This is a genomic window from Mesorhizobium sp. L103C131B0 (assembly GCF_000502275.1).
Lineage (GTDB): Bacteria > Pseudomonadota > Alphaproteobacteria > Rhizobiales > Rhizobiaceae > Mesorhizobium.
On record NZ_AYXC01000013.1, the window covers coordinates 38,715 to 51,390 of the forward strand.

The following is a 12,676-nucleotide window of genomic DNA, read 5'->3' on the forward strand; positions in this document are numbered from 1 at the left end:
GCCTTCATCCTGATATAGGACGCTTTAATTGTGACAGAAGCCGTCATCGCGCTTAAAGACATATCCCTGACCCTGGGCCAAGGGGCTTCGTCTGTGCATGTGCTGAAAGGCGTCAGCCTTGACGTGACGCGCGGCGAGGCGACCGGCGTTGTCGGCCCTTCGGGTTCCGGCAAGTCGACCTTGCTGATGGTGCTGGCCGGGCTGGAGCGGGTCGATTCGGGGACGGTGAGGATCGCCGGCGAATTGCTGAACGGCAAAAGCGAGGACCAGCTCGCCTCGTTTCGGGGCCGAAACATTGGCATCGTCTTCCAGTCCTTCCATCTCATTCCCAACATGACGGCGCTCGAAAATGTCGCGGTGCCGCTGGAACTGGCCGGCCATGCCGATCCGTTCGGCGTCGCCGCGCAGGAGTTGGCGGCCGTCGGCCTGAGCGACCGCGTCACCCACTATCCCGGCGAACTCTCCGGCGGCGAACAGCAGCGCGTGGCGATCGCCCGCGCGCTGGCGCCGTCGCCGCGCATTCTGATTGCCGACGAGCCGACCGGCAATCTCGACCAGGCGACGGGGCGGCAGGTCGCCGACCTTTTGTTCGCCAAGGCGGCCGAGCGCGGCATGACCTTGGTGCTGGTCACGCACGATCCGGCCCTTGCGGCGCGCTGCTCGCGCCAGGTGTCGATGCGCTCCGGCCGCATCGAGGATGCGCCGGTAGCGCAGGTCAAGGTGCCGGCCTGATGCCACTGTCGCAGACGCTGAAGCTCGCGTTCCGCTTTTCGCTGCGCGAGATGCGCGGCGGACTGTCCGGCTTCATGATCTTCCTTGCCTGCATCGCGCTCGGCGTCGCTGCAATCGGCGGGGTCAATTCGGTGGCGCAGGCGATCACCGCAGGCGTTGCCGACCAGGGCCAGACGCTGCTTGGCGGCGACTTGCGCTTCCAGCTTAACCAGCGCGATGCGACGCCAGCCGAAAGCACCTTCCTCGACCGCCTCGGCACTGTGTCGCACAGCGCCAATATGCGCTCGATGGCGCGGCTGGATGACGGCTCCGACCAGGCGCTGGTCGAGGCCAAGGCCGTCGACGACGCCTATCCGCTCTATGGCGCGATCGAGACCGCGCCGCGGCTTGGCAGAAAGGATTTGTTCGGCGAGAAATCAGGCGTCTTTGGCGCCGCCGCGCCCGACCTGTTGTTCGACCGGCTGAATGTGAAGATCGGTGACCGGCTGAAGGTCGGCAGCGCGACATTCGAATTGCGGGCCAGGCTGGTGAGCGAACCGGATGCGGTGTCGGACGGTTTCGGCTTCGCGCCGCGGCTGATGGTCTCGACCGCGGGGCTTGCCGCCTCTGGGCTGATCCAGCCAGGCAGCCTGGTCGAGAATGCCTACAAGGTTCGGCTGCCGGCCGGCGCCAGCGAGGCCGATCTCAAGACCATCCAGGATCGGGCGGCGAGCGATTTCCCTGAAGCCGGCTGGTCGATCCGCACGCGTTCCAATGCGGCGCCGGCGCTGTCGGCCAACATCGAGCGCTTCTCGCAATTCCTGACGCTGGTCGGGCTGACGGCGCTGGTCGTCGGTGGCGTCGGCGTTGCCAATGCGGTGCGCGCCTATCTCGACGGCAAGCGCGGCGTCATCGCCACCTTCAAGAGCCTTGGCGCCTCGGGCGGCTTCGTCTTCACCGTCTATCTCGTGCAGATCCTGATGATCGCCGGCCTCGGCATCGCGCTTGGCCTCATCCTCGGCGCCGCCATGCCGTTTGCTGCCAGCGCTGCGCTCCAGTCGGTCATTCCGGTGCCGGCTAAAGGCGGCTTCTATCCCGGTGCGCTGGCTCTTGCCGCGCTGTTCGGGCTGCTGGTGACGCTTGCCTTCGCGCTGTTGCCGCTCGGCCGCGCCCGCGATGTGCCGGCGACCGCGCTGTTTCGCGAAATGGGTTTTGAGGGCCGCGGCTTTCCACGCCTGCCCTATCTTGCCACGGCGGTCGGCATCGCGGTCGCTTTGGCGGCGCTCGCCATCCTGTTTTCCGGCGACCGGCGCATCGCCTTGATCTTCGTCGGCGCGACGGTCTTTGCCTTTCTGGTGTTGCGCCTGGTCGGTGCGCTGGTGCAGTGGGTGGCGCGCAAAAGCCCGCGTGTGCGCCCGGTCGCGCTCAGGCTCGCCATCGGCAACATCCACCGGCCCGGCGCGCTGACGCCGTCCGTCGTGCTGTCGCTGGGCCTCGGGCTGACGCTTTTGGTGACGCTGGCGCTGATCGACGGCAATCTCAGGCAGCAGATCTCCGGCAGTCTGCCGGAACGGGCGCCGAATTTCTTCTTCGTCGACATCCAGAATAGCGAGGTCGATGCCTTCTCGACATTGATCGGCAATGAGGCGCCGAAGGGAACGCTGGTCAAGGTGCCGATGCTGCGCGGCCGGGTGATGGCGCTGAACGGCGTTAGTGTCGACAAGGCCAATGTGCCATCGGAAGGCGCCTGGGTGCTGCGCGGCGATCGCGGCCTGACCTACGACGCCAAACAACCGGCCAATGCGACATTGACCGAGGGCAGCTGGTGGCCGGAGAACTACAGCGGCGAACCGCTGGTCTCGTTCTCCAACGATGAAGGCAAGGCGCTCGGCCTGAAGCTCGGCGATACCGTCACCGTCAATGTGCTCGGACGCAATGTGACGGCCAGGATCGCCAATTTCCGAGAGGTGCAATGGGAGACGATGGGCATCAACTTCGTCATGGTGTTCTCGCCCAACACTTTTGCAGGCGCGCCCCATGGCTGGCTGGCGACGCTGACCGAAAAGGATGCCACGGCAGCAGAGGATGCCCGCCTGCTCAACGCCGTCACCCGCGCCCTCCCGGCGGTGACGACAGTTCGGGTCAAGGACGCGCTCGACGTCGTCAACCGGCTGGTCGGCCAGCTCGGCACGGCGATCCGGGCGGCGGCCGGCGTGGCGCTGATCGCTTCGGTGCTGGTGCTTGCCGGCGCGCTCGCCGCGGGAAATCGCGCCCGCATCCACGATGCCGTGGTGCTGAAGACGCTGGGCGCCACGAGGCGAACGCTGATCACGGCGTTTTCGCTGGAATACATGCTGATCGGCCTGGCCACCGCGGTGTTCGCGTTGGCTGCCGGCGGCATCGCCGCCTGGTACATCGTTGCCCGCATCATGACGTTGCCGTCGCATTTCATGCCGGAGGTGGCAGTGGCGACCTTGGTGTTTGCGCTGGTGATCACAGTCGGCATCGGCCTTGCCGGCACCTGGCGGGTGCTCGGGCACAAGGCGGCGCCGGTGCTGCGCGACCTCTAGGCCCAAAACGGCAAGGTTGGCCGAATCTGCCGTTTCCGATTAAATCTTGGTAATGTGCAGTCATGGAAGCCCAAGAAAACCGGCTTCCGGAGATTCACCAAGCGTTGCAGCCCGTTACGGTCTTGTTCTTGACGTCAAGAACCATCATATTTCGCCACAGGCATGCTGGAGCCCCGCCAGCGGCGCCCAGGTCCGAAAGGGCCTGACACCGTACGGGGCAGAAGCAACAGAGGATTCCAATGGCTGAGCCCATTCGCAACTACCAGACTTCGGCCGTGCCGGGCGCGCGCGCCGACATCGACCAAGGCCTGCGCACTTACATGCTCAAGGTCTACAATTTGATGGGGCTTGGCCTCCTCATCACCGGCGTCGCCGCCTGGGGCGCTTTCCAGCTCGCCGTCACCGGCGACGGACAGCTGACCGCTTTCGGCACGCTGATCTATGCCAGCGCCTTCCGCTGGGTGGTCATCCTGGCTCCGCTCGCCGCCGTCTTCTTCCTGTCGTTCAGGATCCAGTCGATGAGCGTGGCCGCGGCGCAAACCACCTTCTGGGTCTATTCGGGCCTGGTCGGCCTTTCGCTGTCGACCATCTTCCTGGTCTACACCGGCGCCTCGATCACTCAGACCTTCTTTGCCACGGCGGCCGCCTTCGGCGCGCTGTCGCTCTACGGCTACACGACCAAGCGCGACCTTTCGGCGTTGGGCTCGTTCCTGGTCATGGGCGTGGTCGGCCTGGTGATCGCCATGCTGATCAACATCTTCCTGCAGTCGTCGGCGCTCGGCTTCGCCATCTCGGCGATCGGCGTGCTGATCTTCGCCGGGCTCACCGCCTATGACACGCAGACCATCAAGGAAATGTACTACGAAGGCGATCAGGCCGACGTTGCCGGCCGCAAGGCGATCATGGGCGCGTTGAGGCTATATCTCGACTTCATCAACCTGTTCATGTTCCTGCTGCAGTTCATGGGCGATCGCCGCTAGGCGGTCTTCCCATCAGGCAACTGGACCAGCGGATATCAAGAGGGCGGCCAACGGCCGCCCTTTTCTTTTGTGCCGGCCTTTGCTGTCATGGAGGCAGATGAATCGTCTGCATAAATCATGAGCACTATTTCCATCCGCGCGGCCTTGGAAGGCGACCTCGGCCGAATCACCGAGATCTACGGCGATGCCGTGACGCATGGCACCGCGAGCTATGAGCTCGAGCCGCCCAGCCGCACTGAGATGGGTGGGCGCTTCGACAGCCTGACGGCGGGGGGCTTTCCCTATCTGGTGGCGGAACGAGATGGCGCGCTGCTCGGCTACGCCTATGCCGGCGCGTTCCGGCCGCGCCCGGCCTACCGCTTCATCGTAGAGGATTCCGTCTATGTCGCGCCTGATGCGAAGGGCCAGGGCGTCGGGCTGCTGCTGATGCAGGCGCTGATTGAAGCCTGCCGTATGGCGGGCTTTCGCCAGATCGTCGCGGTGATCGGTGACGGCCATGCAGACAGCGCCTCGGTGCGGCTGCATGAAAAGCTCGGCTTTCGCCATTCCGGTCGCCTGGAAGGCTCCGGCTACAAGCATGGGCGCTGGCTTGACACGGTGTTCATGCAGCTGTCGCTGAATGGCGGCGCAACGGTTCCGCCCGATCCGCATTCGCTGCCGGAGCGGAAGTTTCGTGAGAGCCTGAGGAGCGGGAATTGAGGAGTTGAAGAACTGAAGAATTGAGGATTTGAATAGCAACAAACCCGGCGGTATTTCGACCGTTACATCCTCTTTTTTCAATTCTTCAATTCTTCAATTCCCCAATTCTCAATTAGGCCTGGACAATCTTCAGCTTAGCATCGAAGACGTTGAGCACGCGACCGAGTTCCTGGCCGCGCTTGAGGATTCGGCCGCCGGCGGCGATGACGGCGAAGGCGCCTTGCCGGCGCGCCAGTTTCGGATCCTTGACGATCTGGAACAGCGGCACTTCGCTGGCCCGGCGGAAGACTGAAAACACAGCCCGATCAGACAGATGATCGATGGCATAGTCGCGCCATTCGTTGGCGGCGACCATGCGTCCGTACAGCCTCAGGATCTCATCGAGCTCACGCCGGTCGAAACGGACCGGCTGGTCGAGGCGTTCGCGTCGCGCCTCGTGCAGCGGGATCAATATTGCGGATGCGTCCCCATCCTCCGTCCCACCGCTGCGATCGGTCATCCCGCGATCCCTTTGAAAATGAATCTCGCTTGCAGAAGTTGGCGTGTTCGCCGTGGAATTGCAAGGCCCGGCCAACCATCCCGGGACCGCGCTGTTTTCGCAACGTCCAGTCACTTTTATAAAACGCGGTGTTTGAATTGGTGATGCCTCGCCACATTTCCGCCCTTTTTTATCCGCGCTCATGCCCCAATGTCCGACGAATTTACCGGCGTTGCCTGAGACGGTTCGGTCCGGCACCGGCTCGTAAACCCCAAGCCCCCCGCCCACGGGTCTGCGTCGGATCGAACCAACCTCGGACTTTCCCCAGGGAGAGACCGGGTGCGACGATCCCAAAGCCTAAATGACCGACGTCAGAAGCAAGCTGACGTCGGTTTTTTTGTTGGGCGGCACCAGACACTTGTCGTCGTGATCCTTCACACCCCCCTCTGTCCTGCCGGACATCTCCCCGCAAGGGTGGAGATCAGATTTCGCGTTTGCTTTCGCCAATCTCAAACGTGGGACAGGATGGCGGATGTGGCGAAGCTGCCAATCTCCCTCCTTGCGGGGGAGATGGCCGGCAGGCCAGAGGGGGGTGCTGTCCCGCCGATATCAAAAGGTATGGACCAGCCTCTTAAGGCTTGTGAATAAACGCCGCGCCCAGAATTGGCCCCGGCAGGCCGTCCTTGCCAACCGATTGCAGCAGCACGGCGCAGCCGCCTTTCTTGGCGATCTCGGTCATCGGCAATTCGTAGCGCTGCGCCTTGCCGTGCCACATGCCGGCGGTCTGGATGCCGGTGACGGCGTTCCAGTAGGTCATGCTGCGGCCGGTGTTCTCGCCCTTGGCGATAGTCACCGTCTGCGGTGGTTCGAAATAGACGATGACGACATGGGCGTCGCTGGGGCCGCTACCGGCGTCGCCGGCATCGATCATGACGCGATCGCTGGTGCGGCTGACCTTGACGCTGACCCGCATGCCTTCACCGGATTTCTCCATGCGGGCAAGCGCGCCGTCGACCTCCTTGCGGCTGGCGCCGTTGACATGGCTGCGACCATTGATGACGGCTTGCGGCGTGTAGACGGAGCGGGTGCCGAAGGCGCGCATATAGTCATATTGCCGGTCGGTATTGTCCTTGCTGCTCAGCGTGTCCTGCCAGCCGAGATAGTCCCAGTAATTGACGTGGTAGGCGAGCGCGACGACGTTGTCCTTGGCCGCCAGCTCGGCAAAGAAAGCGTCCGCCGGCGGGCAGGAATTGCAGCCCTGGCTGGTGAACAGCTCGACCACGCCCAAGGGCCTGTCAATCTGCGGTTTGTCGGTCTGGGTCGTTCCCGATTCCTCGGCGAACCCGGTCCCGGCAAGCGCCGAGAAGGCCAGCGCAAAAGCCGCAAGCCGGAGAGGGTGTCGAGGTGCCATGATCGTTCCGATTCCCGCCGGTGACGCCGGCCTTGTTCTGGTTGCCCAGATTTGTGGCAGAAGCGACAGTCAACGGGAAGTCACGTTGCGGTGAAATTTTTGCTGCCGCAACCATGGGTATGGCCATCACAGGGGGAGCACTTCACCGCCCGGTTCGATCGGGAGCATGGCATCAGGAGCGTGGGGCAGATCTTGCTGAGCCCAGCCGGTTTTTACTCCTGTCGTACAGGGCGGGGCTTCGATCGGGTCGGGCAATGCTTTGGAAAGACTGGGAGTAGGGAGTAGGGAGTAGGGAGTAGGGAGTAGGGGATGTCGTTCCCCGCTACCGCCCAATCCCTACTGCCTAAGCCCTGGCCGCTACGCGGCCAGATCGCGCAGCACGTATTGCAAAATGCCGCCATTCTTGAAGTAGTCGAGTTCGTCCAGCGTATCGATGCGGCAGATGATCGGCACGTTCTTCACGGTGCCGTCGCCATAGGTCACCTTGGCGATCATCGTCTGGCGTGGCTTGATGGTGCTTATGCCGTCGATCTCGACCAGCTCGTCACCCTTGAGGTTGAGCGAGGCCCATGAGGTGCCTTCCTCGAAGACGAAGGGGATGACGCCCATGCCGACCAGGTTGGAGCGATGGATGCGCTCGAAGGACTGGGCGATGACGGCACGGACACCGAGGAGATTCGTTCCTTTAGCTGCCCAGTCGCGGGAGGAGCCGTTGCCGTATTCGACGCCGGCGAAGATGACCAGCGGCACGCCTTCCTTTTTGTACCTCATCGCCGCGTCGTAGATCGATTCCTCTTCCTTCGACGGGTAGTGGATGGTGTAGCCGCCCTCGCGGCCGTTCTCGCCCAGCATATGGTTGCGGATGCGGATGTTGGCGAAGGTGCCGCGCATCATCACCTCATGGTTGCCGCGCCTTGTGCCGTACTGGTTGAAGTCGGCAACGCCGACGCCATGGTCGGTGAGGTATTTGCCGGCCGGGGAAGCGGCCTTGATCGAACCCGCCGGTGAGATGTGATCGGTGGTGATCTTGTCGCCGAACAGGCCGAGCACGCGCGCGCCCTTGATGTCGCCGATCTTGCCGAAACCGGAGGTCATGCCGGCGAAATAGGGCGGGTTCTGCACATAGGTCGAGTTGTCGTCCCAGGCATAGGTCTGGCCTTCCGGCGCCTTGACGTTCTGCCAGTATTCGTCGCCCTTGAAGACGTCGGCATATTTGCGGGCGAACAGCTCACGTGTGACGTTCTTCTCGATGAACTCCTGGATCTCGGCCGAACTCGGCCAGATATCCCTGAGATAGACCGGCTTGCCGTCGCGGCCTTCGCCGAGTGGCTCGGTGGTCAGGTCCTTGGTGACGGTGCCGGCCAAAGCATGGGCTACCACCAGCGGCGGCGACGCCAGATAGTTCGCCTGCACGTCAGGTGAAACACGGCCTTCGAAGTTGCGGTTGCCGGAGAGCACTGCGGCGGCGATCAGGCCCTTATCGTTGATGGTCTTGGAGATCGGCGCCGGCAGCGGGCCGGAATTGCCGATGCAGGTGGTGCAGCCGAAACCAACCAGGTTGAAGCCGATCTGGTCGAGCTCCTTCTGCAGGCCGGACTTTTCCAGATATTCGGCGACCACCTGGCTGCCCGGCGCCAGCGAGGTCTTCACCCACGGCTTCTGCTTGAGGCCGAGCCGGTTGGCGTTGCGCGCCAAGAGGCCGGCGCCGATCAGCACGCTCGGGTTGGAGGTGTTGGTGCAGGACGTGATGGCGGCAATGACGACATCGCCATGACCGAGATCATGGTCGGTGCCTTCGACGGCATAGCGCTTGTGGATTTCGGCAGCCTTCTTGTACTCGGTTTCCATCGCCTTTGCGAAGCCGGCCGGAATGCCTTCGAGCGGAACGCGGCCTTCGGGGCGCTTGGGACCTGCCATCGACGGCACGACGCTGTCGAGCTCGAGTTCGAGCAGGTCAGTGAAGACAGGGTCGGCCGAGCCGGCGTCACGCCACATGCCTTGCGCCTTGGAATAGGCCTCGACCAGGGCGATGCGGCTTTCCTCGCGGCCCGACATTGTGAGGTAGCGGATGGTCTCGCCGTCGACCGGGAAGAAGCCGCAGGTGGCGCCATATTCGGGCGCCATGTTGCCGATGGTGGCGCGGTCGGCCAGCGTCATGTTGGATAGGCCCGGGCCGAAGAACTCGACGAACTTGCCGACGACGCCCTTCTTGCGCAGCATCTGGGTGACGGTCAGCACCAGGTCAGTGGCGGTGATGCCTTCCCTGAGTTTGCCGGTAAGGCGGAAGCCGATGACTTCGGGCAACAGCATGGAAACCGGCTGGCCGAGCATCGCCGCCTCGGCCTCGATACCGCCGACGCCCCAGCCGAGCACGCCAAGGCCATTGATCATGGTGGTGTGCGAATCGGTGCCGACGCAGGTGTCGGGATAGGCGGTCGTTTCGCCGTCTTCCGTGTTGGTCCAGACGACCTGACCTAGATATTCGAGGTTGACCTGATGGCAGATGCCGGTGCCGGGCGGCACGACGCGAAAATTGCGGAACGCCTGCTGGCCCCATTTCAGGAATTTATAGCGCTCTTCGTTGCGCTCATATTCGAGCTCGACATTCCTGGCAAAGGCCAGTGGCGTGCCGAATTCGTCGACGATGACGGAGTGGTCGATGACGAGGTCGACCGGCACCAGCGGATTGATCTTCTGCGGATCGCCGCCGAGCGCCTTGAGGCCGTCGCGCATGGCGGCCAAGTCGACCACCGCCGGGACGCCCGTGAAATCCTGCATCAAGACACGCGCCGGGCGATAGGCGATCTCGACGCCGGCGGTGCCCTTGTCGGTCAGCCAGCCGGCAACAGCCTGGATAGAGTCCTTGGTGACGGAGCGGCCGTCTTCATTGCGCAAAAGGTTTTCCAGCAGCACCTTCATCGAATAAGGCAGCTGGGCAATGCCGGTGAGGCCGTTCCTCTCGGCCTCGACCAGATTGTAATAGACATAGTCCGCGCCACCCACGGTGAGGGTGCGGCGGCAATTGAAACTGTCGAGGGATTTTGACACGTGCGGTCCGTCCTTGTCTGTTCAGCCTGAAAGGGAACGGACGCCGATGGGCATGCAATCACGCGCAAAGGTGCGGGTACGGCCATTTCCGCTGTCCGTTCCCAGCCAACCCGAGCCGTTCAAGGCGGCGCGTGCGCTGGTTCGGCGCAAATTCTGTTCCCGTGCCGACCGCTGGCACGGATGTCCCGCATATAGAGAATTTTCTGGAATAGTTCTAGACAGTTGCGGAGCAAATTTGTGCGATGCGGCAGCTATCGCGCGGTAGAGTTTTCGGGACGGGCAGGCATGCGGCTGATTGCCGAAAATCTGGGCGGCGAACGCGGCGGCGAGACGGTCTTTTCCGGCATCGGTTTTGCGCTCGACAAGGGCCAGGTGCTGGTCGTCACCGGGCCGAACGGCTCGGGCAAATCGACGCTGCTCAGGGTCATCGCCGGGCTGCTGCCGAAGGCGCAAGGCGATGTGCGCATCGAGGGCGGCGGCGAGACGTTTCCGACGATCGCTTCGGCGGTCCACTATCTCGGCCACCTCAATGCAATGAAGACGGCGCTCAGCGTGGCGGAGAATCTGCGCTTCTGGCGCGATTTCAACGGCGACGGGCAGTCGGGTGTGGGGGAGGCGCTGGAGACGGTTGGTCTCGGCGGCATCGGTCATCTGCCTTTCGGATATCTGTCGACCGGGCAAAGGCGGCGGGCGGCGATTGCGAAATTGCTGGTCAGTCATAAGCCGCTGTGGCTGCTGGATGAGCCGACGGCTGGGCTGGACAAGGCCTCGGAGGCGCGGTTTGCGGGGCTGATGACGAGGCATTGCGCAGAAGGTGGAATCATTGTCGCGGCGACGCATTTGCCACTGGGATTGGATGGAGCACAGGCATTGAGGATGGGAGCAACAGGGTGATGTCGGCATTCCCGCCCACCCCCCTCTGCCCTGCCGGGCATCTCCCCCGCAGGGGGGGAGATCAGATGTCATGCCGGCTTTCGCCAATCACCGGCATTGAAAAAGAGGCGTCAGCAGTGGAGCTGCCAATCTCCCCCCTTGCGGGGGAGATGTCCGGGAGGACAGAGGGGGGTGTGAAGGAACGCCACCTTCGGCAAGATGGCGATCAAACCGCAGGCGCGGCTTGGCAATGCTAGCCCTCTTCCTGCGCGACATCCGCCTCTCCGTCCGCGCCGGCGGCGGAGCGCTCACCGGCGTCATCTTCTTCCTCGCCGTCATCGCCACCATCCCCTTCGGTGTCGGACCGGACCTGAAGCTGCTCGCCCGCATCGGTCCGGCGATCCTTTGGATCGGCGCTCTGCTCGCCTGCCTGCTCGGCCTCGACCGGCTGTTTCAGGCCGATCGCGAAGACGGTTCTCTCGATCTTCTGGTGCTCGGCAATGACCGCCACATGCTGGCGCTGACGGTGCTGGTGAAGTGCCTGGCGCACTGGATGGGCAGCGTTCTGCCGCTGGTGGTCGCCGCTCCTCTGCTCGGTCTGTTCATGAACATGGAGCCGCTCAGCATCGGCGCCACCGCGCTCACGCTGCTGGTCGGCACGCCGGCGATCACTTTCATCGGCGCGGTCGGGGCGGCGGTGGCGGTGGCGCTGCCGCGTGGCGGGCTGCTGATCTCGGTGCTGGTGCTGCCGCTGACCATCCCGGTGCTGATCTTCGGGGTGTCGGCGAGCTACGGCGCGGTGGCCGATCCTGATCCATTCCTGCAGCCCTTCCTCATTCTTGCCGCGCTGACGCTGTTTCTTGCCGTGCTGGGTCCGGTGGCGGCAGCACTGGCGCTGCGGCATGGAACGGATTGATATGACCGCTGCGGCGCGACGATCAATTGCGAAGCCCCAGCCGCAAAGCTAAGAAAGCCGCAAAGCCATGGGAAGCCCATGATCGAGCACGACGAAGTGACGGTGGAAGGGGAGCGAAGCGCATGAGTGCACACGCACTCTATGTCGCGGCCGCCTATGGCATTACGGTGATCGTGCTGGCCGGGCTGATCGGCTGGATCCTGCTCGACCAGCGGACCCGCAAGCGCGAACTGGCAGACCTCGAAGCGGCCGGCGTGCGGCGTCGCTCGGACAAAGCCGGTACTGGGGCCAGCACTGGGGCCAGCAAGCCATGAGCACGGAAAGCGAAACGCCGGCGTCGCCGCGCCGCCGCCTGATCGTGCTGTTGCCGCTGCTGGTTTTTCTCGGCCTCGCCGGATTGTTCCTGTCGCAGCTTTTGTCGGGACGCGACGAGGCGGCAGTGCCGTCGGCGCTGATCGGCCTGCCGGCGCCGCAGACCAACCTGCCGGCGCTGGAAGGATCAAACCTGCCCGGGCTGGATTCAAAAGCCTTCGCCGGCAAGGTAACGCTGGTCAACGTCTTTGCATCGTGGTGCGCGCCGTGCCGGGAAGAGCATCCGGTGCTCCTGGCGCTGTCGCAGGACAAGCGCTTCGTCATGGCCGCGCTAAACTACAAGGACCAAGCGCAAAACGCGCGCCGGTTCCTTGGTGATCTCGGCAATCCGTTCCAGGCGATAGGTGTCGACCAGGCCGGCCGCACGGCCATCGACTGGGGCGTCTACGGCGTGCCGGAAACCTTCGTCATCGGCAAGGACGGCAAGATTGCCTACAAGCATGTCGGGCCGCTGACAGGGGAGTCGGCGAGGGATGTTCTGTTGCCGCAGATTGAAAAGGCGCTCGCGGCACCGGGCTGACGTTGGCGCCATGCCCCCTCATCGGGCCGCTACGCGGCCCCCTCCTCCCCGTGGGGGAAGAGGGAAGCATCGGCACAGGCTAGCTCCTCTCCCCGAGG

The 12,676-nt window shown here is 63.8% G+C and carries 11 protein-coding genes; 8 read left to right on the top strand and 3 right to left on the bottom strand.

All coding sequences use genetic code 11. The features are described from left to right. Positions 1-30 precede the first annotated feature (30 nt). The 4 genes from X730_RS144815 (at position 31) to X730_RS144800 (ending at position 4,960) form a co-directional block, all read left to right on the top strand. Positions 31-732 (top strand): ABC transporter ATP-binding protein, encoded by a 702-nt coding sequence (locus X730_RS144815; RefSeq protein WP_023732872.1) that lies wholly within the window; start codon positions 31-33, stop codon positions 730-732. After that, positions 732-3,281 (top strand): ABC transporter permease, encoded by a 2,550-nt coding sequence (locus tag X730_RS144810; protein ID WP_023826871.1) that lies wholly within the window; start codon positions 732-734, stop codon positions 3,279-3,281. The genes X730_RS144815 and X730_RS144810 overlap by 1 nt, the downstream gene beginning before the upstream one ends. Before the next feature lie 239 nt (positions 3,282-3,520). After that, complete coding sequence (locus X730_RS144805) at positions 3,521-4,261, top strand: Bax inhibitor-1/YccA family protein (protein WP_023826872.1); 741 nt, start codon at positions 3,521-3,523, stop codon at positions 4,259-4,261. Between the two features lie 117 nt (positions 4,262-4,378). Continuing rightward, positions 4,379-4,960 carry a GNAT family N-acetyltransferase gene (locus tag X730_RS144800; protein WP_023698867.1) on the top strand — a complete coding sequence of 194 codons (582 nt, stop codon included), beginning with the start codon at positions 4,379-4,381 and terminating at the stop codon, positions 4,958-4,960. A 112-nt stretch (positions 4,961-5,072) separates the two neighbouring features. Here the strand turns inward: X730_RS144800 and X730_RS144795 are convergent, their stop codons facing one another. From X730_RS144795 to acnA, 3 genes are all read right to left on the bottom strand, one after another. Continuing rightward, positions 5,073-5,459, bottom strand: a complete 387-nt coding sequence (locus tag X730_RS144795) for a DUF2794 domain-containing protein (RefSeq protein WP_023683844.1) — start codon at positions 5,457-5,459, stop codon at positions 5,073-5,075. Positions 5,460-6,069: 610 nt separating this feature from the next. Beyond that, entirely contained in the window at positions 6,070-6,849 is a 780-nt protein-coding gene (locus tag X730_RS144790; protein ID WP_023683845.1) for a thioredoxin family protein, read from the bottom strand. A gap of 357 nt (positions 6,850-7,206) precedes the next feature. Next, positions 7,207-9,897: an aconitate hydratase AcnA gene (acnA, locus tag X730_RS144785; protein ID WP_023715753.1), complete on the bottom strand. Its 2,691-nt coding sequence runs from the start codon at positions 9,895-9,897 to the stop codon at positions 7,207-7,209. A gap of 285 nt (positions 9,898-10,182) precedes the next feature. Between acnA and ccmA the strand changes: the two genes are divergently transcribed. The 4 genes from ccmA (at position 10,183) to X730_RS144765 (ending at position 12,578) form a co-directional block, all read left to right on the top strand. Beyond that, positions 10,183-10,791 carry a heme ABC exporter ATP-binding protein CcmA gene (gene ccmA, locus X730_RS144780; RefSeq protein ID WP_023747386.1) on the top strand — a complete coding sequence of 203 codons (609 nt, stop codon included), beginning with the start codon at positions 10,183-10,185 and terminating at the stop codon, positions 10,789-10,791. 229 nt (positions 10,792-11,020) lie between these two features. Continuing rightward, complete coding sequence (gene ccmB / locus X730_RS144775) at positions 11,021-11,686, top strand: heme exporter protein CcmB (RefSeq protein ID WP_023826875.1); 666 nt, start codon at positions 11,021-11,023, stop codon at positions 11,684-11,686. A 122-nt stretch (positions 11,687-11,808) separates the two neighbouring features. Then, positions 11,809-12,000: a heme exporter protein CcmD gene (ccmD, locus tag X730_RS144770; RefSeq protein WP_023671735.1), complete on the top strand. Its 192-nt coding sequence runs from the start codon at positions 11,809-11,811 to the stop codon at positions 11,998-12,000. Beyond that, a complete protein-coding gene (locus X730_RS144765) occupies positions 11,997-12,578 on the top strand; it encodes a DsbE family thiol:disulfide interchange protein (RefSeq protein ID WP_023826876.1) in 582 nt (193 codons plus the stop codon). Before ccmD ends, X730_RS144765 begins: the two co-directional genes overlap by 4 nt. Positions 12,579-12,676 lie beyond the last annotated feature (98 nt).